Origin of the sequence: Streptomyces sp. NPDC050287 (genome assembly GCF_044459385.1) — a bacterium.
Classification (GTDB): domain Bacteria; phylum Actinomycetota; class Actinomycetes; order Streptomycetales; family Streptomycetaceae; genus Streptomyces.
Genome location: NZ_JBITIY010000003.1, coordinates 391,663 through 413,683, shown reverse-complemented (window position 1 = coordinate 413,683; position 22,021 = coordinate 391,663). Strand labels below are relative to the sequence as shown.

At 69.2% G+C, this 22,021-nt stretch carries 17 protein-coding genes and 2 pseudogenes; 13 read left to right on the top strand and 6 right to left on the bottom strand.

Features of this window, described 5'->3' with window-relative positions:
• The first annotated feature begins 144 nt into the window (after nt 1-144).
• From ACIBK3_RS12260 to ACIBK3_RS12215, 10 genes are all read left to right on the top strand, one after another.
• Nucleotides 145-1,398, top strand: coding sequence for an FAD-binding protein (locus tag ACIBK3_RS12260; RefSeq protein ID WP_399364614.1), 1,254 nt, complete (start codon nt 145-147; stop codon nt 1,396-1,398).
• A gap of 114 nt (nt 1,399-1,512) precedes the next feature.
• On the top strand, nt 1,513-2,757 hold the full coding sequence (locus ACIBK3_RS12255; protein ID WP_399364612.1) for an ROK family transcriptional regulator: 1,245 nt from the start codon (nt 1,513-1,515) through the stop codon (nt 2,755-2,757).
• Nucleotides 2,758-3,242: 485 nt separating this feature from the next.
• Nucleotides 3,243-4,505 (top strand): ABC transporter substrate-binding protein, encoded by a 1,263-nt coding sequence (locus ACIBK3_RS12250; RefSeq protein ID WP_399364610.1) that lies wholly within the window; start codon nt 3,243-3,245, stop codon nt 4,503-4,505.
• A 22-nt stretch (nt 4,506-4,527) separates the two neighbouring features.
• Complete coding sequence (locus tag ACIBK3_RS12245) at nt 4,528-5,496, top strand: carbohydrate ABC transporter permease (RefSeq protein ID WP_399364608.1); 969 nt, start codon at nt 4,528-4,530, stop codon at nt 5,494-5,496.
• Complete coding sequence (locus ACIBK3_RS12240) at nt 5,493-6,359, top strand: carbohydrate ABC transporter permease (protein WP_399364606.1); 867 nt, start codon at nt 5,493-5,495, stop codon at nt 6,357-6,359. The genes ACIBK3_RS12245 and ACIBK3_RS12240 overlap by 4 nt, the downstream gene beginning before the upstream one ends.
• 12 nt (nt 6,360-6,371) lie before the next feature.
• Nucleotides 6,372-9,266 (top strand): glycoside hydrolase family 2 TIM barrel-domain containing protein, encoded by a 2,895-nt coding sequence (locus ACIBK3_RS12235; RefSeq protein WP_399364604.1) that lies wholly within the window; start codon nt 6,372-6,374, stop codon nt 9,264-9,266.
• Between the two features lie 215 nt (nt 9,267-9,481).
• A complete protein-coding gene (locus ACIBK3_RS12230; protein ID WP_399364602.1) occupies nt 9,482-10,477 on the top strand; it encodes an ATP-binding cassette domain-containing protein in 996 nt (331 codons plus the stop codon).
• Entirely contained in the window at nt 10,477-11,280 is an 804-nt protein-coding gene (locus ACIBK3_RS12225) for an ABC transporter permease (protein WP_399364600.1), read from the top strand. Before ACIBK3_RS12230 ends, ACIBK3_RS12225 begins: the two co-directional genes overlap by 1 nt.
• 5 nt (nt 11,281-11,285) lie before the next feature.
• Nucleotides 11,286-12,086 carry an ABC transporter permease gene (locus ACIBK3_RS12220; protein WP_399365550.1) on the top strand — a complete coding sequence of 267 codons (801 nt, stop codon included), beginning with the start codon at nt 11,286-11,288 and terminating at the stop codon, nt 12,084-12,086.
• On the top strand, nt 12,083-12,214 hold the full coding sequence (locus ACIBK3_RS12215; protein WP_399364598.1) for a hypothetical protein: 132 nt from the start codon (nt 12,083-12,085) through the stop codon (nt 12,212-12,214). The genes ACIBK3_RS12220 and ACIBK3_RS12215 overlap by 4 nt, the downstream gene beginning before the upstream one ends.
• Here the strand turns inward: ACIBK3_RS12215 and ACIBK3_RS12210 are convergent.
• Nucleotides 12,183-12,401, bottom strand: a pseudogene (locus ACIBK3_RS12210) (MFS transporter); the annotation flags it as partial. The gene ACIBK3_RS12215 and the pseudogene ACIBK3_RS12210 sit on opposite strands and share 32 nt — an antisense overlap.
• A 37-nt stretch (nt 12,402-12,438) precedes the next feature.
• Complete coding sequence (locus ACIBK3_RS12205) at nt 12,439-13,638, bottom strand: RNA-guided endonuclease InsQ/TnpB family protein (RefSeq protein WP_399365548.1); 1,200 nt, start codon at nt 13,636-13,638, stop codon at nt 12,439-12,441.
• A 50-nt stretch (nt 13,639-13,688) separates the two neighbouring features.
• On the opposite strand from ACIBK3_RS12205, the gene tnpA reads away from it, so the two are divergent.
• On the top strand, nt 13,689-14,117 hold the full coding sequence (gene tnpA / locus ACIBK3_RS12200) for an IS200/IS605 family transposase (protein WP_399364596.1): 429 nt from the start codon (nt 13,689-13,691) through the stop codon (nt 14,115-14,117).
• A 104-nt stretch (nt 14,118-14,221) separates the two neighbouring features.
• A pseudogene (locus ACIBK3_RS12195) lies at nt 14,222-14,607 on the top strand (M4 family metallopeptidase); the annotation flags it as partial.
• A 96-nt stretch (nt 14,608-14,703) separates the two neighbouring features.
• Here the strand turns inward: ACIBK3_RS12195 and ACIBK3_RS12190 are convergent.
• Together ACIBK3_RS12190 and ACIBK3_RS12185 are read right to left on the bottom strand one after the other, a co-directional pair.
• Nucleotides 14,704-15,222, bottom strand: a complete 519-nt coding sequence (locus tag ACIBK3_RS12190; RefSeq protein WP_399364594.1) for a hypothetical protein — start codon at nt 15,220-15,222, stop codon at nt 14,704-14,706.
• A complete protein-coding gene (locus ACIBK3_RS12185; RefSeq protein ID WP_399364592.1) occupies nt 15,219-16,934 on the bottom strand; it encodes a PHP domain-containing protein in 1,716 nt (571 codons plus the stop codon). Before ACIBK3_RS12185 ends, ACIBK3_RS12190 begins: the two co-directional genes overlap by 4 nt.
• A gap of 226 nt (nt 16,935-17,160) precedes the next feature.
• On the opposite strand from ACIBK3_RS12185, the gene ACIBK3_RS12180 reads away from it, so the two are divergent.
• The gene (locus ACIBK3_RS12180; RefSeq protein ID WP_399364590.1) at nt 17,161-18,483 is read left to right on the top strand and encodes a jacalin-like lectin; all 1,323 of its coding nucleotides are present in this window, start codon (nt 17,161-17,163) and stop codon (nt 18,481-18,483) included.
• A gap of 157 nt (nt 18,484-18,640) precedes the next feature.
• On the opposite strand, the gene ACIBK3_RS12175 is transcribed toward ACIBK3_RS12180, so the two are convergent.
• Together ACIBK3_RS12175 and ACIBK3_RS12170 are read right to left on the bottom strand one after the other, a co-directional pair.
• Complete coding sequence (locus tag ACIBK3_RS12175; RefSeq protein ID WP_399364588.1) at nt 18,641-20,437, bottom strand: alpha-L-fucosidase; 1,797 nt, start codon at nt 20,435-20,437, stop codon at nt 18,641-18,643.
• 90 nt (nt 20,438-20,527) lie between these two features.
• Nucleotides 20,528-21,967 (bottom strand): RICIN domain-containing protein, encoded by a 1,440-nt coding sequence (locus ACIBK3_RS12170; protein WP_399364586.1) that lies wholly within the window; start codon nt 21,965-21,967, stop codon nt 20,528-20,530.
• Nucleotides 21,968-22,021 lie beyond the last annotated feature (54 nt).

Sequence of the window (22,021 nt, the reverse complement as noted above, 5' to 3'; positions counted from 1 at the left end):
GGCCGGAGGTCCGCACCTCCGCCTCCCGCTCCAGCTGATCAGCACCGCCCGTGGGCGTCGGACCAGCGGCCGAGGTACGTTCCACCAGTGAATCCCTGGCTCTTGAGGCGCCGGGGTCTCGATACTCCAGGGAGGGGCGGCGGGATGACCGGGGCTGTCACCAATTGGGCCGGCAACATCACCTACACGGCCAAGGAGCTGCAGCGCCCGCATTCGCTCGACGCGCTGAGCGCCCTCGTCGCCGACAGCGCGAAGGTGCGGGTGCTGGGCAGCGGGCACTCCTTCAACGAGATCGCCGAGCCGGGCCCCGAGGGCGTCCTGCTCTCGCTGGCCGCGCTGCCGGCCGAGGTGGACGTCGACGCGGCGGCCCGTACCGTCCGGGTCGGCGGCGGGGTCCGGTACGCGGAACTGGCCCGCCGGGTGCACGGGCGCGGGTTCGCGCTGCCCAACATGGCGTCCCTGCCGCACATCTCGGTGGCCGGGTCGGTGGCGACCGGCACCCACGGTTCGGGGGTGGGCAACGGTTCGCTCGCGTCGGCCGTGCGCGAGGTGGAGATGGTCACGGCGGACGGCTCGACGGTCGTCGTCGGGCGGGGGGAGGAGCGGTTCGGCGGCGCGGTCACCTCGCTCGGTGCCCTCGGGGTGGTCACCGCGCTCACTCTCGACCTGGAGCCCGCCTTCGACGTCGAGCAGCATGTGTTCACCGAGCTCCCTCTGGAAGGGCTGGGCGCCGAGACGCTGGAGACGGTGATGGCGAGCGCGTACAGCGTCAGCCTGTTCACCGACTGGCGGGAGCCGGGCTTCCGGCAGGTGTGGCTCAAGCGGCGTACCGACCAGCCGCTGCGCGACTTCCCCTGGGCCGCGCCCGCCACCGAGAAGATGCACCCGGTGCCGGGGATGCCCGCGGTCAACGGCACCGAGCAGCTCGGGGTGCCGGGGCCGTGGCACGAGCGGCTGCCGCATTTCAAGGCGGAGTTCACCCCGAGCAGCGGTGCCGAGCTGCAGTCGGAGTACCTGCTGCCGAGGCGGTACGCGCTGGACGCCGTGCACGCACTGAACTCGATCCGTGCGACGATCGCCCCCGTCCTGCAGATCTGCGAGGTGCGGACCGTCGCACCCGACGAGCAGTGGCTGAGCCCGGCGTACGGGCGGGACACGGTGGCGCTGCACTTCACCTGGGTCCCGGACACGGCGGCGGTGCTGCCGGTGGTACGGCGGCTGGAGGAGGCGCTGGACGCCTTCGACGCGCGGCCGCACTGGGGGAAGGTGTTCACCGTCCCGGCGGCGGTGGTCCGCGGCCGGTACCCGCGGCTGGACGACTTCGCGGCGCTGGCGCGTGACCTGGACCCGGGGGCGAAATTCGCCAACGAGTTCGTGCGGGACGTCCTGGGCGGCTGACTTTATAAAGCCCCTTTCCTAACCCCTTGTCGAAAGTCGTGAAGTGCCCATAGCCTGGCGCCGCGCCGGTGCCGATGTCGTCCCGGCACGAGCCGAAGGGATGGGGCAGACCCGGTGAAGCGCACCTCACGTGACATCCGCACGGCGAACCGCTACGAGGTGCTCCGCCAGCTCATCGCCGCGTCGCCCACCTCCCGGCAGGAGCTGGCGGCAGCCACCGGTCTGAGCCTCGCGACGGTCGCCACGCTCGTCGGCGAGCTGCTCGACCTCCGGATGATCACGGAGGTCGGGTTCGAGGACTCGGCCGGCGGCCGCCCCCGCGGCCTGGTCGCCGTCAACGCCTCGGGCGGCGCGCTGATCGGCGTCGACATCGCCGAGACGTACGTCCATGTCGAGCTGTTCGACCTGGCGCTGAACGTGCTGGCCCGTGCCGACGAGGACGTGCGCCCCGGCGAGAGCCGCCCCGAGCAGGTGGTCGGCCATGTCGCGACCGCCGTCGGCTCGGTGGTCGCGCAGGCCGGGATCGAGGGCGCCCGGGTGCTCGGCGTCGGGGTGAGCGTGCCGGGGCAGGTGGACCGGGCCACCGGCATCTCGGAGTACGCGCCCAACTGGGACTGGCACGACGTGCCCCTGCTCGACCTGCTCACCGAGCACATCGCCTACCCACTTCACCTGGACAATCCGCTGCGTGCCTGCGCGGTGGCGGAGCTGTGGTTCGGGGCCGTGCGCGGGCGCGGGAACGCCGTGGTGGTCAACCTCGGGACCGGGGTCGGCGCCGGGCTCGTCCTGGGCGGCGGGCTGCACCGGGGTGTGAGCAACAGCGCCGGCGAGTGGGGCCACACCACGCTCGTCCTGGACGGCAGGCTGTGCCACTGCGGCAACCACGGCTGCGTGGAGACGTACGTCGGCGCGCCCGGCATCATGCTGAACCTGCGGGAGCTCAGTCCCGGCAGCGCCCTGCTGCACCCGGAGGACCAGACGGCCACCGTCGACGCGCTGGCCCGCGGGGTCGCGGCCCGTGATCCGGTGGCCGTGAAGGTGGTCCGCGACACCGCCCGCTACCTCGGCGCCGGCATCGCCGATCTGATCAACCTGTTCAACCCCGAAGTGGTCGTCCTCAGCAGCTGGGTCGCGGCCACGCTCGGCGAGCCCCTGGTGGCCGAGGTGCGCGAGGCCGTCGCCCGGCACGCGCTGCCCCGCCCGCTGGCCGCCACCGAGATCGTCCTCTCCCCCATCCCCACCGACCCGGTGTGCCTGGGCGCCGCGACCTTCGCGCTCGAAGGCGCCCTCCAGTCGGTGAGCCAGCGCAGCCCCAAGCGCACGGTCCGCGCGAAGGGCCGTATCGCACCGTCCGCGTGACGCCGGCGCCACCGCGCTGCCCGGCGACGCACCGTCCGTGTGACACGCACGGCGCCACGGCGGCCCCCGGCGAGGCGCCGTCCCGGTGACGCATGCGCGGCCATGGCCCCGGCGACGCGCCCTCGTCGTGGTGAGCGGTCCATGGTTGTCCCGGCGACGAGCCTCGTCGCGGGGCGCGCGCCACCGCGGCCCCCGCGACCGCCCCTGCCGGGAAGCGCACACCACCGCAGCCGTCGGCGCCCCCTCGCCGCCACGCGCACAGGACCGCAGCCCCGGCGGCCATATGCCGTGTCCCCCGCCGTCACGCGGCGTGTTCCCAGCGATCACGTCCGGCATCCCGAACGCCGCACAACGCTTCGAGCAGACTTCGTCCAACCCCTTGCCGAAGCCTTAGCCGAAGGTTAACGTCCGGCTCCGCACCTCTCTTTTCAGCCACCTCGTGCTGAGCGACTGAGCCGCAGCCGAACTCGAGACAAGGACGTCACATGTCGGCATTGAGCAGCAGCAACTGGGACCGCCGGAACGTTCTGCGGGCCGCCCTTGGTCTGACCGCCGCGGGCGGGCTGGCCGCCTGCGGCAGCAACACCGGGCGGAGCAGCGGTGGTTCGGGCTCCGGCCTGGTCCAGTACTTCCACGCGTACGGCGAGGCGGGGACGGAGCAGGCCATCAAGCGGTACGCGAAGGCGTATTCCAAGGCCAATGTGACCACCAACTGGATCACCGGCAACAACTTCGAGGCCAAGCTGTTCTCGTCCCTGCTCACCAAGCAGGCGCCCGACGTCTTCGAGTTCCACCCGCAGCTGCAGATGGTCAAGAGCGGTCAGGTGGCAGACCTGAGCGACCTGATCAACCCGGTCAAGGACGACTTCAACCCGGCCGACATCAAGTCGCACACGGTCGACGGCAAGATCTACGGGATCCGGATGATCGACGACCCGCAGTTCTTCTACTACCGCAAGTCGATGCTGGAGAAGGCCAAGGTCGACGTACCCACCACCCTCGACGAGCTGCTCGAGGCCGCCGCCAAGCTCACCACCGGCAAGGTCAAGGGCGTCTTCCTCGGAAACGACTTCACGGCGATCCAGAACGCCGTGATCTTCTCGGCCGGTGCCAACACCCTCGACGAGAAGAATCAGATCGCCTACCACACGGACGGGGTTGTCCAGGGCCTCAAGCAGCTCCGTCAGCTGTTCACCAGCGGCAACGTGCTCCTCGACGCCCCGACCGACTTCTGGGACCCGTCCTCGCTCGACCAGGGCCTGTGTGCCATCCAGTGGGGCGGCATGTGGTCCATGCCGGTCATGCAGAAAGCGCTCGGCGACGACCTGGGCATCTTCCCGTTCCCGGCGATCGGGTCCAGTGGCAAGCAGTCGGTCTACAACGGCGGCTGGTCGATGTTCGTGAACGCCAAGGGCAAGAACGTCGACGCGGCCAAGGAGTACGTCAAGTGGCTGTGGATCGACCAGAAGCAGTACCAGGAGGACTGGGCGCTGTCCTACGGCTTCCACATCCCGCCGCGCACGTCGATAGCCAACGACGCCACCAAGCTCAAGTCGGGCCTGCCCGCCGAGGCCGTCAAGCTCTTCACCGACTTCGGTCACTTCGACAACATCGCCTACGACCAGACCATGCAGACCGCGTTCGCCGACGTGATCGCGTCCTCCGTCCGCAAGAACGGAAACCCGGAGGCCGCGCTCGACGCCTGCGACAAGAAGGTCAACGTCGAGCTGAAGAAGCTGTTCGGATAGGCGGCGGACGGACCACGACATCATGTCTGCCACCACGACGCGCGGTGTCGCCCAGCCCGCCCCGGTCAAGGCCTCCCAGGCCCGGCCGCGGCGGGGCCTGCGGGGCAACGCCACCCTCAACTTCTGGCTCTTCACCGGGCCGTTCCTCATCGGCCTGGTGATCTTCGTCTTCGTCCCCATCGGATGGAGCATCTGGCTCAGCTTCTTCGACGCCCGCTACACCGTCACGCCGAGCCATTTCATCGGCTTCGACAACTACAAGCAGATCCTCACCAACAGCAACTTCCCCGACTCGCTGCTGACGTTCACCGCGTTCGCCGCGTTCATCGTGCCCACCACCTGGGCGCTGTCGCTGGGCCTCGCGCTGCTGGTGAACCGGCTGCGGTTCATGCGGGCGTTCTTCCGGTCGGTGTTCTTCCTGCCGACCGCCGTCTCCTACGTCGCCGCCTCGCTGGTCTGGAAGATGTCCATCTTCAGCGGGGTCCGCTTCGGCCTGGCGAACACCGTCTTCGGCTGGTTCGGCGTCGACAACATCGCCTATCTCGCCGACCCCAGTCCGCCCTGGTACTGGGTGGTCATCGTGTCCTTGCGGCTGTGGCTGCAGGCCGGCTTCTACATGATCCTGTTCCTGGCGGCGCTGCAGAACATCCCGGGCGAGCTGTACGAGGCCGCCGCCATCGACGGCGCCAAGCCGGGCTGGCAGACCTTCCGGTACATCACGCTGCCGCAGCTGCGGGCCACCTCCACCGCGGTGGTCCTGCTGCTGCTCGTCGCCGCGTACCAGGCGTTCGACGAGTTCTACAACATCATCTCGACCAAGGCGACCTGGGCCCAGACGCCGCTCATGGAGCTCTACAAGGCGGCCCTCGGAACGAGCCAGGACTACGGCGCCGGCAGCGCGGGCGCGGTCATCCTGTCGCTGCTGATCTGCCTGGTCACCCTGGCCCAGGGCAAGATCATGGGCTTCGGAAGGGGGGAGGAGTCCAAGTGACCACCACCGCACCGCAGGTGGGCAAGGAGCGCGCCAAGCGCGGGGGCGTCCTCGGCAACACGGGACTGTATGTCGCCGTCAGCGTGGCCGCCCTGCTCTTCCTGCTGCCCTTCTACCTGATCGTCCGCAACTCCCTGTCCACGGACCCGGAGATCACGGGCGAGAACTGGAAGATCCTCCCCTCCTTCCAGTGGGGCAACGTCTCCGAGCTCTTCGACGACCAGACGGTCCAGTTCGGCCGCTCCCTGTGGAACTCGACGCTCGTCGCCGTCCTGATGACCGTCGGCACGCTCCTGGTGTGCTCCCTCGCCGGTTACGGCCTGGCCCGCATCCCCTACAAGCACGCCAACAAGGTCTTCTACGCGGTCCTGGCCACCCTGATGGTGCCGACGGCCGTGACCTTCGTGCCGAGCTTCGTGCTGGTTTCGTCCCTCGGCTGGGTGGACACGTACCGGGGTCTGATCATTCCGGGCCTGTTCAGTGGTTTCACCTGCTTCCTGTTCCGGCAGTACTTCTTGGGGTTCCCGAAGGAGCTGGAGGAGGCGGCACGCGTGGACGGGCTCGGTTACTGGGGCGCGTACTGGCGGATCGTCGTACCCAACTCGCTGAACTTCTTCGCGGCGATCGCCACGATCACCTTCATCAGCGGCTGGAACGCCTTCCTGTGGCCGCTGGTCATCGGCCAGGACCCGAGTTCGTGGACCGTGCAGGTGGCGCTGTCCTCCTTCATGACCAACCAGACCGTCAACTTCCATCTGATTTTCATGGCCACGGCCATTTCCATCCTGCCCCTGGTGTTCGTGTTCCTCTTCCTCCAGCGCTGGCTGGTGCAGGGGATCGCGCAGACGGGCATCAAGGGCTGAGCAAGGAGACCGATGTCTTTCCGCACCACCCCCGCCGTCGACTACGTCGAGGACGTCTCACCGGGCAGCGGGGCCCTTGCGCCCCGCGCCTGGTACGCGTCCTCGGACGCGAAGTCGCTGTCCCTGAACGGCAGCTGGCGCTTCAGGCTGTCGGCGACCGCGGACGCCGAGGACGACTCGTTCGCCGAAGAGGGGTACGACGCCGGGGACTGGGGCGAGGTCACGGTCCCCGGGCACTGGGTGCTCCAGGGCGACGGCGCCTTCGGTGCCCCGATCTACACCAACCACCTCTACCCCTTCCCGGTGGACCCGCCGCACGTGCCGACCCAGAACCCGACCGGCGACCATCTGCGGGTCTTCGACCTGCCGTCCGACTGGCCGGCGGACGGCGGGGTGGTGCTCCGCTTCGACGGGGTGGAGTCCTGCGCGCGGGTGTGGCTGAACGGCACGGACATCGGTGAGTTCAAGGGCTCGCGGCTGCCGCACGAGTTCGCGGTCGGCCATCTGCTGAGGCCGGACCGGAACGTGCTCGCGGTCCGCGTGCACCAGTGGTCGGCGGGCTCCTACCTGGAGGACCAGGACCAGTGGTGGCTGCCCGGCATCTTCCGTGACGTCACCCTGCTGCACCGCCCGGCGGGCAGCGTGCTCGACTTCTTCGTGCACGCCTCCTACGACCACACCAACGGCGAGGGCACCCTGCGCGTCGACTCCGACGTCGACGGCCGGGTGCTCGTGCCCGCCCTGGACGTCGACGTCGCGACCGGCGAGCCGGTGACGGTCGGGGTGCTGCCGTGGACGGCGGAGACGCCGAAGCTGTACGACGGTGAGCTGGTCACGGAGGGCGAGCGCGTCCCCCTGCGCATCGGTTTCCGCACGGTCGCCCTGGAGAACGGCCTGATCAAGGTGAACGGCGAGCCGGTCCTCTTCAAGGGCGTCAACCGGCACGAGTGGCATCCTACGATGGGCCGCGCGCTCGACCTGGAGACCATGCGCGAGGACGTGCTGCTGATGAAGCGGCACAACATCAACGCGGTGCGCACCTCCCACTACCCGCCGCACCCGGCCTTCCTCGACCTGTGCGACGAGTTGGGCCTGTGGGTCATCGACGAGTGCGACCTGGAGACCCACGGCTTCGTGGAGCAGGACTGGCGCGACAACCCCGTCGACGACGACCGATGGACCCCGGCCCTGCTGGACCGCGCCGCCCGCATGGTCGAGCGGGACAAGAACCATCCCTCGGTCGTCTTCTGGTCCCTGGGCAACGAGGCCGGCACCGGCCGCGGTCTGACCGCGATGGCCGAGTGGATCCACGACCGGGACTCCTCGCGGCTCGTGCACTACGAGGGCGACTGGAACTGCCGGGACACCGACGTGTACTCGCGGATGTACGCCTTCCACGACGAGGTCGAGAAGATCGGCCGGCGCCTGGACGGCGGCACCGGGAAGCGGCGCGAACTCCCCTTCATCCAGTGCGAGTACGCGCACGCCATGGGCAACGGCCCCGGCGGACTCGCCGACTACCAGCAGTTGTTCGAGAAGTACGACCGGCTCCAGGGCGGCTTCGTCTGGGAGTGGATCGACCACGGCATCACGCACCCCGGGTTGGGCTACGCCTACGGCGGTGACTTCGGCGAGGAGCTGCACGACGGCAACTTCGTCTGCGACGGGCTGCTGTTCCCCGACCGGCGGCCCTCCCCCGGCCTCGTCGAGTACAAGAAGGTCCTCGAACCGGTCCGCTTCGAGAGCGACGGCACCAACAGCACTGTCGGCATCGTACGCGTGACCAACCGGCACGACTTCGCCGACTTGTCCGCGCTGGCCTTCGAGTGGTCGTACCAGGTGGACGGCGAGACGATCGAGGCGGGCGCCCTGAACGTCCCGCCGCTGGCTCCCGGTGAGTCCGCCGACGTGAAGCTGCCGGAGCCGCCCGCGCAGGCGCGCGGCGCCGAGTCCGGGTGGACGGTCCGGGCGCTGCTCGCGGCCGACACCGCGTGGGCGGCGAAGGACCATGTGGTCGCCTGGGGCCAGTTCCCGGTGGCGGCGCGCCCTCTGCCGTCCGTCCCGCCCACCGGCCGGCCCGTGTCCGGCGAAGGTGTGATCACGCTCGGCCCGGCCACGTTCGACGCCCGGACCGGTGCGGTGACGACCATCGGCGGGGTCCTGGTCGAGGGCCTGAAGCTGGACGTGTGGCGGGCGCCCACCGACAACGACGACGGTGCCGAGTGGCAGACCGACACCCGCTACGGCGTGCTCTGGCGCAACCTGGGCCTGCACCGCATGCACCACCGCCTGGACGCGGTGGAGGTGGGCGAGGACGCGCTGACGGTACGGACCCGGGTGGCGCCCGCGGCCCGCGAGGTGGGCCTGAGCACGGTCTACCGCTGGACCTCGGACGGCGACCGGCTGCGGCTTACCGTGTCCGTGGGTCCGGAGGGCGACTGGAACCTGCCGCTGCCCCGGCTCGGGATCCGCTTCCAACTGGCCGAGGCGGACCGGGTGAAGTGGTACGGCGGCGGTCCCGGCGAGGCCTACCCCGACACCAAGTGCGCCTCCATGGTGAGCCGTTGGGAGTCCTCGGTCGACGAGCTGCAGACGCCGTACGTGCGCCCGCAGGAGAACGGCGCCCGGGCCGACGTCCGCTGGGTGGAGCTGGGCGGGCTGCGGATCGAGGGCGACCCGGAGTTCTGGTTCAGTGCCCGGCGCTGGACGACCGAGCAGCTGGACGCGGCGACCCACCTCACCGACCTCACGCCCGGGGAGACGGTGTGGGTCAACCTCGACCACGGCCAGCACGGCATCGGCTCGCAGTCCTGCGGCCCGGGCCCGCTGCCGCGGTACCACCTGCGGGTCGAGCCGGCCGAGTTCTCGTTCGTGTTCTCGGCGAACCGAGGGAAAGCGGCGATCTGAGCGATCTCGGCGTGTCGGTGTCTCGGCGTCTTTGTGTCTCGGCGTCTCGGCGTCTCGGCGTCTCGGCGTCTCGGCGATCGAACAGTCCAACTCGTTGATCAATTAATCCATTGACTGATTGATCGACATTCTGCAACCGTCGTGAGGTGTCAGCGGCCGGTCGGCACTCCTGCCGACCGGCCGCTGCGCGTGTACGACAAAGGGAGTGATGTCGATTGAGTGCCAGCATCGAGGTCCGCGGCCTGTCCCGGACCTTCCACACCACCGTCCGCCGCCCCGGATTCACGGGCACGCTCCGCTCCCTGGTCAACCCCGAACGGGTGGCCAAACACGCCGTCTCCGACATCACCTTCGACGTCTCCCCCGGCGAACTCCTCGCCCTGCTCGGCCCGAACGGCGCGGGCAAGTCCACCACCATCAAGATGCTCACCGGCATCCTCACGCCCACCTCCGGCGAGGCACGGGTCGCGGGCGTGGTGCCGTACCTGGAGCGGGAGCGCAACGCCCGCAACATCGGCGCGGTGTTCGGGCAGCGCACCCAGCTGTGGTGGGACCTGCCGGTGCGCGAGTCGTTCTCGATCCTCAGGGACATCTACGAGGTGCCGAAGGCCGAACACGCCGCCCGCCTCAAGGAGTTCGACGACATCCTCGACCTCTCCTCCTTCTGGGACACCCGGGTCCGCCACCTCTCGCTGGGCCAGCGTGTGCGCTGCGACCTCGCGGCGGCCCTGCTGCACGATCCGCCGGTGGTCTTCCTCGACGAGCCGACCATCGGCATGGACGTGGTGGTCAAGGAGCAGGTGCGGGAGTTTCTGAGGCACCAGGTCGAGCAGCGCGGCCGTACGGTCCTGCTCACCACGCACGACATGACCGAGGTCGAGCGGCTGGCCGAACGGGTCGTGCTGATCAACCACGGCCGTCTGGTCCTGGACGGCAGCCTCGACGAGATCCGCCGTAAGTTCGGCTCGACCTGGCAGGTGCGGGCGACCCTCGCCGACGCGCACACCGACGTCGTACCGCCGCCGGGCATCGCGGTGCTGCGGCAGGACGGGCCGCAGGTCGTGTTCGGCCCCGACGGACCGGACGCCCCCACCGTCAACCAGGCACTGAAGGCGGTCATCGAGCGGTTCGAGGTGACGGGCATCGCCATCGACGAGGCCGACCTCGAGGACGTGATGCGGGCCGCCTACGTCCAGGCGGGGGTGGCCTGATGGCCGTTCTCCACGCCTGGCGGGCCGCCCGCGTCACCCCGCTCGGCGAACTGCACACCCCGCCCCGGATGACCGCGGTCCTGCTCCGGCTGACCGTGCAGGTGGTGCTGGTGGCGTCCCTGTGGGCGGGCCTGTACGCGCACACCGGCACCACCGCCGGACTCACCCGCGACCAGGCGGTCACCTACGCCGTGCTGGCCGTACTCGCCTCCCGCCTGCGGGAGTTGGACCAGTACGCGGGCCGGGACAGCGTCATCCAGCACATGCACTACGGCACGATCGTCTACTGGTACCTGCGCCCGCTGCCGCCCCAGCGCTACTACGCTCTGCGGGCTCTCGGGGAGCAGTTGTACGGGTTCGCGTGGGCGCTGGGCGGATACGCGGTCTGTCTCGCCGCCGGTGTGGTCGAGCCGCCCGGGTCGGCCGCTGTGGCGGGGGTGTTCGCGCTGAGCCTGCTGCTCGGTCAGTGGGTCCTGTACTACATCATGCTCGTCACCGACCAGTGGTGCTTCTGGGCCCTGCGCAACAACGCGGCGGTGATGATCCTGATCTTCGCGCAGAACCTGCTGTCGGGGGTCTACGCGCCGCTGTGGTTCTTCCCCGACTGGTTCGTGACCCTGAGCACGTTCATGCCCTTCCAGGCGACGCTGAGCGTGCCGCTGTCCCTCTACATCGGCCGCATCCCGCTGTCGGACGCGGCCGGCCAGCTGGCGATCCAGGCTGCCTGGGTCGTGATCCTCGCCCTGGTCACCCGGTTCCTGTGGCACCGCGCCGCCCGTCGTGTCATATCCCAAGGAGGCTGATGCCTATGCATGCCGTCCGGATCGTGTGGCGCGTCACGCGTCTCAACTTCCGTGCCCAGCTGGAGTACCGCTCCGAGTTCCTGCTCATGGTCGCGATCGGCGCGATCTGGCAGGTGTCGGTCATCGTGTTCGCGACCGTCCTGCTGACCCGGTTCACCGGGATGGGCGGCTGGGACAGCTCCGAGGTCCTGCTCATCCCGGCGACACGGATGCTCGCGCACGGGCTGATGGTGCTGTTCCTCGGGCGGATGTTCGGCATCGGCCGGGACATCCAGGAAGGGCGCATCGACGTCTATCTCACCCGCCCCATGCCGGTGCACCGCCAGGTCCAGCTCGCCTACTTCCCCACCAACGCCATCGGTGACCTGACGGTCGCGGCGGGCCTGATGGCGGGCGCGCTCAGCCGCAGCCACCTCGACTGGACGGCGGTCCGGATCTCCTACCTGATCGCCGCGATCATCGGCGGCATGCTCCTGGAGGCGGCCCTCTTCACGGCGCTGGCCAGTGCCTCCCTGCGCTTCCCGGCCGCCGAATACTGGGCCCGCTGGCTGGAGGAACTCCTCGGCACGTTCGGCAGCTACCCGCTCAACGTGCTGCCGAAGGCGGTCGGCGGCTTCCTCACCTACGCCCTCCCGCTCGCGTTCGTCGCCTACTTCCCGGCGGCCGTCCTCACCGGGCACGGCCACGACACCGGCGTCCCGTACTGGCTGGCGGCGGCATCCCCGCTGCTGGGCGTGCTGGTGTACCTGGCGTCCCGGCTGCTGTGGCGGCGGAGTCTCTCCCACTATGCCGGGGTGAACGCTTGACCACCGCCACCGCCACCGCCACCGCCACCGCCACCGCCACCGCCACCGCCACGTGGATGGTGCATGGGGGCGGAACCCGGGGCCGGGACGGGCAGGTCAGCCCGCGCCCGACCGTCGTATCGGGGTGAACAGCGCGGCCACCGCGATCAGCACGCAGCAGGCGCCCGCGACCAGGCCGACCGGGGCCGTGCCCTGGTGTTCGGCGGCCCAGGTCAGGACGGCCGCGCCGAGGGGGGCCGCGGCGTAGTGGAGCGTCCAGAAGGCGGAGGTGACCCGGCCGAGGAGTGGCTCCGGGGTGACTTCCTGGCGCAGGGACGTGACTCCTCCCCCTCATAAATGAGGGGGCTTCTCGCTATGCCAGTGTGGCTTCGCGACGGACCAGCCCGGCCCGTAGGACATTGACAGCGCCCACCGTGTCCGCGTGCGCGTTGTGGCCGCAGGCGACGCAGTGGAACTTCTCCTGTGCGGGCCGGTTCTCCTTGGCGGTGTGCCCGCATTCGGGGCACCGTCGGGAGGTGTTGCGGGGGTCCACGGCCATCACTTCCCGTCCGGCGCACTCTGCCTTGGCGGTGAGGATCTGGAGGAACACCCCCCATCCGGCATCGTTGATCGATCGGTTCAGCCCGGCCTTCGCGGCGGCCCCGTTGGGCAGGAAGCTGCCCGGCTGGTCGGGGTCCGGTTTCGGGGCCGGGGTCTTGCTCATGTTGCGGATCTTGAGGTCTTCGTGCGCGATGAAGTCGTGTTTGCGTACGAGGTCAAGCGCGGTCTTGTGCGCGTGGTCCAGGCGCTGTCGGCGAACCTTGCGGTGAAGCCGGGCCGCCTTCTCCTCGGCCTTGTGACGGCGCTTCGAGCCGCGCTTGCAGCGGCTGAGCGCTTGCTGTGCGGCTTCGAGCTTTGCGGCGGCTCTCCGGCCGTGTCGGGGGTTGGGTACGAAGCCACCGTTTGAGTCGGCAAGGAAGTTGGCTATGCCCATGTCGATGCCGACTACGCTGCCCGTCGCGGGAAGAGGCTCAGGGGCAGTGTGCTCGGCGGTCAGGATGACGTACCAGCGCTTGCCTTCGCGCTTCACCGAGACCGTTTTGACCTTGCCCACCACGGGCCGGTGCTGGTGCACCTTGACGTGCCCGACGCCCTGAAAACGGACACGGGTCACGGGGTCGTGCGGCGTGGAGTCCCACCGGCAGCCGTCCCTGTCCTTCGGGAACTCCACCGTGTCGAACCGCTTTCCCGGCCGGAAACGTGGATAGCCCGGCTTGTCTCCGGCCTTGATACGGCGGAAGAACGCGGCAAACGCCTTGTCCAGCCGGCGAAGCGTCGCCTGCTGCGACGAGAACGACCAACGGCCCTGACGCTCCGGATCGAACGCCCGGATGTCCTTGAGCTGCGCGGACTGCTGCCCGTAACGGATCGTCGTCTTCGAGACGTGCCGGTAGGCGTCACGGCGCTCCTGGAGCGCGGCGTTGTAGAGGGAGCAGTGATCACGCAGCATCTCGGCGAGTGCGCCTTGCTGGCCCACGGTGGGCCGCATAAGGAACTTGTACGCACGGATCATCCGGCCCACCCCCTTTCCGGTCAGCTCGGAGATCGTACTACGCTTGGTGTATGTCACCACGCTGGATCCCAAATCCCGATAGGCGCACGGGACGGCACGTCTCCTACAACCTCCATGCTCATTTGGTGTTCGTCACCAAGTACCGGCGAGACGTCTTCGATGACGCCATGCTGAAGCGGTGCGAAGAGATCATGCGGGAGGTGTGCGGCAAGTTCGAGGTGGAGCTACGGGAGTTCAACGGCGAAGCCGATCACGTACACCTGCTCGTGCACTACCCGCCGAAAGTCGCCCTGTCGAAGCTGATCAACAGCCTCAAGGGCGTCAGCTCCCGATACCTGCGGGCCGAGTACACCGGCCGGATCAACCGCATCGGGATGGGGTCGGTGTTCTGGTCCCGCTCCTACTTCGCGGGTTCCTGCGGTGGTGCACCGCTGACCGTCATCCGGCAGTACATCGAGGGCCAGAAGCGGCCCGTCTGACCCTCACCACGGAGGCGGAGCGCACTCCGGCGCTGCGCGCCTCCGGGCCGAGGATGCGTTTCCCTCCCCGGCTGAAGCCGGGGATACCCACGCAAGATCAACGGATGGACGAGCCGTCGAAGGACGCCGGCCCCTTCGGCATCTCCCAGGACTGGTGGTCGCCCGAGACCGCCTCGCTCGACGTGCACTTCTCCTCCGGCGTGGCGAACCACTTCTTCTACCTGCTCTCCGAGGGCAGCGGCAGCCGGACCGTCAACGGCGTCGCCTACGAGGCCCGACTTACGACGGTCTCCCCGCCGCCGACATCGGGCTGCACAACGCCACCAACGCCTGGTACCGGGCGTTGACCATGTACATGACGTCCAGCACGGACCACGTCAACGCCCGCCAGGCGACCCTGCAGGCCGCCGACGACACCTGGAAGCTCCACGTCCAGGACGTGTACGCGGCCGACGTCGGCACCATCGACAGCTGGAAGCTGACGTTCTGAGTCGGTTCCTCAGCTACGGATCTTGTCCGTTCCGCCCCGCCCGGTGTCGCACCGGGCGGGGCGGAACGTCGTCTCCCCATCGGCCGTCTGTTCGCTTCAGTGATCAGCGCAGCACGGAGTCGGGTCGGGAACCTCGAAGGGGACGAGCGTGCCGCCCACGGCGGGCATGGCGGTGAGGACGAGCGCGCCGTCGTCGTCCTGCCACTGGGGTCGAACGTGATCACGGGTCACCAGGCGGGTGCCGGAGGCAGGTTGGCCCGCGGTGCCCAGGACCGTGACCCGTTCGATCGCGGAGCGTGCGAGCAGCTCCGCGATCGTCAGGGTGCCGGTGAGGGCGGTGACCCCCGGGTAGATCACCGCACGGCCGCACGCGTCGGGGACGCCCGGCGACACGTCGTACTCAAGAGCCGTGAGCCGATCCAGGGCGGTGCGCAGGAGCGGCTCCGACGGCAGGGTGAACGACAGGGCGACCCGCGGGCGGTCTCCTCGCACCAGGTGCGTGCAGCCGAACACCCCGTCGGGGAGGTCGAGTTCGGCCGCCAGCGTGTGCAGCAGATGGTCGGCCGCACGCAGGTCCCGGACCCCGGTGTCCACCGTGAGGGCGTACGACGTCACGAGGGCAGGACCCACACTGGGTTGCTGTAGAACCACAGGTCACGCCATGGGTCGGCGTCGCCGACGACGTCGATCGCGGGACCCGCCGGGTCGACGGCCGCGCCCCTCGCGCCGACGGCGGACCGGTTGCCGTCGGTGCCGCGCAGCCGGACGTACAACGGCCGGTCCACGCGGCCGAGTCGGTAGGTGAGGCGGACCGTACCGCTCGCCTTGTTCACGTCGTACGACCGCACGACCTTGGCCGTCGGCGCGGTGAAGGTGTCCTTGTCGGCGACCGGGCCGGTCACATCACCCTGGATGACGTCGACGCGGGCCAGCTTCGGCAGGAAGCCGGCCCAGTTGGGGTCGCCGGCCATGGCGATGTCGACCGTCAGCGTGACGTTCGTGCCCTTCCTGACGTGCAGGGCGCCGCCGAGCGTGGCCCAGCGGCTCGCGCCGGAGACCCTGACGTCGAGGCCGCCGAGGAGCTGACCGTGGTCCACCCAGACGCGGCCCGCGCGGATGCCGTCCATGACGGCGGCGTAGGAGAAGCCGTCAGCGCCGACGTGGGTACGGCTGTACTGGCCGGGCCAGTAGTCGCCCTGGGTGATGTCGATCTGCCCGCCGTAGACCGGGTCCGGATAGCGGCCGTCGGCGTTGAAGTCGCCACCGGGGCCGCGCACGGCGGTGTCGGCGTACACCTGGTGGGAGTCGGAGTTGGCGGTGATCCACCAGGGCTTGCCCTCGGCGAGGAGGCTGTCCCACAGGCCGCCGACGGTGGCGGTCATCCAGTCGAAGCCGCCCCAGGTGCGGTAGCTCTCCAGCGGGTAGCCCGCGAAGGAGTTGGCGCTCGGGTTGTTGTCGTAGATGCCGCGGGCGCGGGCCATGCCGAGCGGGGCGGGCAGGCCGGCGGCCTGGTGGCCCGGCGCGCCCTCGAAGCCGACGGCGATCTGGTGCCCCGGGTCGGTGGCGTCGCGCCAGGCGCGGATCTCGTGCGGGGAGTCGACACCGCGCCGTGCCGGGTGGTTGGCCAGCATCAGTGCGTCCTTGACCTTGCGGCGGCGCACCTGTTCGCCGAGGAAGGCCAGACCCGCGACGGCGAGGGCCTCGTTGGCGGGCGTGGAGTCGGAGGCGTTCTTCACGCTGCCGTCGTAGTCGGTCTCGAACTGCTTGAGGACCGAGACCTCGTTCTTGCCGGGGTGCACGAAGACGGTGCCGTGCTCGGCGCCGGGGATGTTCCACTCCAGGCCCTGGAAGACGAGGGTGTCCTCGTACGCGGACCGGGCCTCCTTGATGTCCGGGTTGACCTTGTCCACGCCGATCCTGGCGTGCGTGGCGCTTCCGTGGTCGGTGATGACCAGCCAGTCCATGCCGTGCCGGGCGCCCTGGCGGACCTGGTCGACGATCCGGTACTTGCCGTCGCTGCTGTACTGGGTGTGGATGTGGTGGTCGCCGGCCAGCCACAGGAAGCCGTTCCTGCGGCGGCTGCCCGTCGCGGCGTACGCGGGAGCGGTCGCCCCGGCCGCGCCGGACACCACGCTGCCCGCGGCCAGGCCCGCGCCGAGGAGGCCCGCGCGGCGCAGCAGGGAGCGGCGGGACCGCTGTTCGGGAGTCAGGGCCTCATCGGGGACGGAGGTGTCGAAGGCAGCGGGGAGAGGGGCGCCGACCTCATGCTCCTGCCCGTGGTCGTGCCCGTGCTCATGTCCGTGATGATGGTGATGCCCGTGCCCCATACCGCGCCTCCCGGTTGCCGCCCTCTTCGCGGCACCGCTGCGCCGCGTGTGGAGGATCGAGGCGGAACATGAACGCCGTACGACCGGCGGGTGAGCGGCGGCCGACCCTGGAACGGCGGATCACCTCGTCCCTCACTGTTTCCCCAACTGCCCTTGCCGGTCACACTGGTTGACACCGAACCTGAGCAGCGTTCATCTTCCCCACCCCCTACGGAGACCCCCCACCATGAGAAGACTCCTCGGCACCCTCGCGGCGGCCGCCCTGGCCCTCACCGGCCTGACGGCCACCGTCGGCGCGACCCCCGCGGCAGCCGCCGCCACCGGCTCCTTCAACGTCCTGACGTACAACGTCGCGGGCCTGCCCGAGGGCCTGAGCTCGGGCCACCCGGCGACGAACACCCCGCTGATCTCCCCGCGCCTGGCGGGCTACGACATCGTCAACGTCCAGGAGGACTTCAACTACCACGCGGCGCTGTACGCCGGGGACAACCACCCCTACCGCACCGCGACGAGTGGCGGTGTGCCCTTCGGTGACGGCATCAACACCCTCTCGGACCACCCCTTCGAGGACTTCGAGCGGGTGAAGTGGAACGACTGCACCGGCACCAACTGCCTGACACCGAAGGGGTTCTCACTCGCCCGGGTGCGGCTGGCCGAGGGCGTCTTCGTGGACCTCTACAACGTGCACACCAACGCCGACGACACGGCCGACGCGCTGGCCGCCCGCCGCGCCAACATCGAGCAGCTGTCGGACTTCATCCAGACGAACTCCGCCGGCAACGCGGTGATCGTGATGGGCGACACCAACACGCGCTACACCCGCTCCGGCGACAACATCCGCACCCTGGCCGACGAGAACGGCCTGACCGACGCCTGGGTGAAGCTGGTGAAGGGCGGCACCCGGCCGGCGCAGGGCGCGGACGCGCTGCTGTGCCCGACGACGGCGCCCACCGACGACTGCGAGGTGGTGGACAAGGTCCTCTACCGAGGCAACAAGCTCCTGACCCTGAACGCCACCCGTTACAGCAACGAGTGGGCGTCCTTCCTGGACTCCGCCGGCGGCAACCTGTCGGACCACTTCCCGCACACCGTGGACTTCTCCTACACCCTCAACTCCACCCTGAAGTCGAGCGACTTCGTCGGCGGCCCGCACGGCACGGCGTTCAACGACGCGGACGACCTGCCCGCGTCCCCCTCCCCCCGCACCCTGACCCTGCGCGGCGCCTCCCGCCTCGACGCGCTCGCCCTCACGCTCGACACGGGCACGACCCTGTCCCACGGCGGCACGGGCGGCACCGCGGCCTCCCTCACCCTCGCCTCCGGCGAGCACCTCACCTCCGTGAAGCTGACCCAGGGCCAGAAGGACGGCCGCACCCGGCTCTTCTCGGCATCCTTCACCACGGACAAGGGCCGCACCCTGGCCTCCGGAACACCGACCACGGACACGAGGACGTTCACAGCGCCCTCGGGCTGGCAGATCACCGGCTTCACGGGCCGCTCGGGCGACGAGCTGGACAAACTCGGCGTGCTGTACGCGCCGATCAGCTGACCCGGGCCCGCGGGGAGGTCGGCCCAGACGTTGTTGTGCGTCTGGGCCACCCGCACCAGCGGCGGCTACGAGCCAGGACGCCCGCCGGTTCGACCAGGGTCCGGGCGAGTGCCGGCCGGTCCCCGCGGGAACGGAGCGCCGCCAGTGCGCCGACAGGTCAGCCGATTCTGGTCATCGTCCACCGCTGCGGTGACCCGCCGTTCCAGCTCCACTGGATCATCTTGCTGCCCTCGGTGGTGACGTTGCCGTTGTCGAGGACCATTCCGCTGCGACGGTTGGTGAGCCGGTATTCCCCGTTGCCCAGCGCCGCGATGGCCCACTGCTGCGGGGTGCCGCCGTTCTGGGTCCACTGGATGACCGTGCTGCCTTCGGTGGTGACGTTGCCGTTGTCCAGTGCTTTGTTGCTGCGCACGCACACCAACCGGTAGTAGCCGTGTCCGAGGTGGGTGACGGTCCACTGCTGCGGGGTGCCGCCGTTCTGGGTCCACTGGATGACGCGATTGCCCTCGGTGGTGACGTTCTCGTTGTCCAGGGCCTTGCCGCCGCGGGTGCAGACCAGCCGGTAGACGCCGTCGGCCACGACCGCCGGCGTGCCGCTGACCTCGACGCAGACCACCGACACGTCGGCGTTGGGAGCGCCGGTCGGCACGGTGACGTTGATGGTGCCCGACGCGACGCTGTACGGGAGCGACGTCGAGGGGGCGTTCAGCAGGTACACGCGGCTGATGCTGTTGTGGATCTCCGGTATCCGCAGCACACCGTCGGTGGGCCAGGAGAAGACATGGGCGAAGAGCTTGCCGCTCTTCGCGGTGACCTTGCCCCAGGACGGTTCGGCGGCGAAGGGGCTGCCGCTGGTGCCGTAGATGCTGTCCCCGTAGGTGGACATCCACGTGGCGAAGCCGTTCAGGACGTTCGCGGTTCCGGAAGTGACCGTGCCGTCGCCCTTGGGGCCGATGTTGAGCAGGTAGTTGCCGTCCCGCGAGACGACCGTGACGAATTCTCGGAGGAGTTCCTGGACGGACCGGTAGGAGTTCTCCCGGGACGCGTTGTAGCCCCAGGCGCCGTTCATGGTGACGCAGGTCTCCCAGGGCCGGTCGAGCGGTGCGGAGGGCACCTTCTCCTCCGGGCACTGGAAGTCGCCGAGCCCGAGGTCGCGCTTGACCCGTTCGTTGACGATGAGGCTCGGCTTGCGGCTGATCAGCCAGTCGTAGAGGTCCTGGCCGTCCGATTTGATCCACCAGTCGTCGAGCGTGGGGGTGGCCGGGTTGCCGCACCAGTCGCCGTCGAACCACAGGACGGCCGGGTCGTAGCGGTTCAGGAGTTCCGTGAGCTGCGCCTTCATGTCGGCGATGTAGGCGGTGCGAGCGGACTGCGAGGCCATCGTGGAGAAGACGGTGCTGTGGTTGGCGGTCTGGGAAGGATGGTTCCAGTCCATGATCGAGTAGTACAGCCCGAATTTGAGGCCGCGGTTCTCGCACTCCGTCTTGAGTGACGCGAGGAGATCGGGCTGGTAGCCGCTGTAGTCGCGCAGGTTGTACTGCTTGGCACCGGTGGTGTCGGTGAAGCTCGCCACGTCCGAGTTCCACATCGCGTAGCCCTCGTGGTGCTTGGCGGTGATCACCAGATACTTCATTCCGGCGTTCTTGGCCAACTCGGCGATGGTGGCGGCGCTGAAGCGCGACGGATTGAAGGGCGCGCTGACCTGTGTCTGGTAGTTCGCCTTGTTCCAGTTCTCCGAGTAGAAGGCCCATTCGCCGTGGCCGAGGTAGGCGTAGGAACCGAAGTGGATGAACATCCCGAACCTGGCCTGGTACCACCAGTCCATCTTCGACGGCACGGTGAACGCGTTCGCGGTCGAGGGCCACAGGACCTGCGGCAGCCCGAACGCCATGGTCCCTCCGGCGAGGACGGCGGCCTTGACGAGGGAGCGTCTGCTGAGCGGGGTGGCGGACAAGTGCGGCTCCTTGGGGTGTCGGTCGGAGAACTGGGTCAGCGTCACGAGCGGACGCGGCGGGCCCGTCGGTCCGCCGGGCAGGGGCCGTGGTCAGACGGCGGTGCGCTGGAACTGCTGGTTCGTCCCGGTACCGCAGGTCCACTGGATGAGGCGGGCGCCGTTGGCGGTGGAGGCGTTGGCCACGTCCAGGCACTTGCCGCTGTGTCGTGCGACGAGGCGGTAGTAGCCGTTGCTCTGGTCCTGGAACAGCCACTGCTGGTTGGTGCCGGTGGTGCAGTGGTACTGGTTCACGTAGGCACCGTCCGCGGTGGAGGCGTTGGCCACGTCGAGGCACTTGCCGCTGTGCTGGGCGAGGATCTGGACGTAGCCGTTGCCGGCGTCCCGCAGCCGCCACTGCTGGTTGAGGCCGCCGGTGCACGTGTACTGCAGCGCGACCGCGCTGTCGGCGGCCGAGTTGTCGGAGATGTCGAGGCACTTGCCGCTGTGCCGGGCCGTGAGGGTGTAGTAGGGACCGCCGCCCACGCCACTGATCGTGCCGGCGGCGGTGTCGATGGCGACCTGCGGGAACCAGGGCAGGTCCATGGTGGTGTTGGTGGGGAAGGTCAGCGGCAGCCAGATGTACTGGGAGTCGTTGACGGTGCCGCCCATGGAGTTGCCCCAGCGGTCGCCCATGTACAGGTACGAGGTGCTCGAGGTGCCCTGGACCGGCAGCACGAAGGTGGTCTGGGAGCCGTAGGCGGTGGCATCGCCGACGTCGGTCATGGTGGTCCAGGGGCCGGTGATGCTGGTGGCGGTGGCGTACTTCTGCTGGTTGGGGTTCCAGCCGCTGTTGCCGGAGGTCAGCATGAAGTAGACGCCCTTGCGCTTGAACAATGCCGGTGCCTCGCGGTACGTGCCGGGCCAGGGGTTGGCGGCCAGGCTGTCGTAGCCGGTGTAGTCGGCGGTCAGCTTGAAGATCTGCAGATCGGCGTTGCCGGCCGCGGAGGTGATCTGGTACGCGGTGCCGTCGTCGTCCTTGAACAGGGTCATGTCCCGGGACGTGGTGCCCGTCGGCGGGCGGAAGCTGCCCTGGTAGGTGTAGGCGCCGTCGACGGTGTCGGAGGTGGCGACGGCGGCACGTGCCTGCGTGTAGTCGGTGCCGTTCTCCTTGTGCATCCACATGACGAACTTGCCGGTGGAGCTGTTGTAGATGACCTTGGGGCGCTCGATGTTGGCTGTGGCGAGCTCGGTGGCGCTGGACTGAGTCAGGACGTTCCGCCTGAACTCCCAGGTCTTCAGGTCGGTCGAGCGGTAGGCGGAGACAGCCTTGAAGGTGTTGTCGGCGTTGCGGTTCTCGCCGAACCAGTAGTAGTACGCGCCGACCTTGATCACCCCGCCGCCGTGGGCGTGGACCACGGCTCCCGTGGTGTCGGTGAACTGGGCGGCGTTGGTCACGGTGACCGACGCGGCCAGTGCGGGCGAGCCGACGAGAAGCAGTGCGAACACGCTCAAGCAGGCGGTCAGCACACAAGCGAGGGTGCGTCTGAGCATCGGAGGTCCTTCGGATCCACTCCCACCCTCAAGCAGGTTGGGATTTGGGGGATT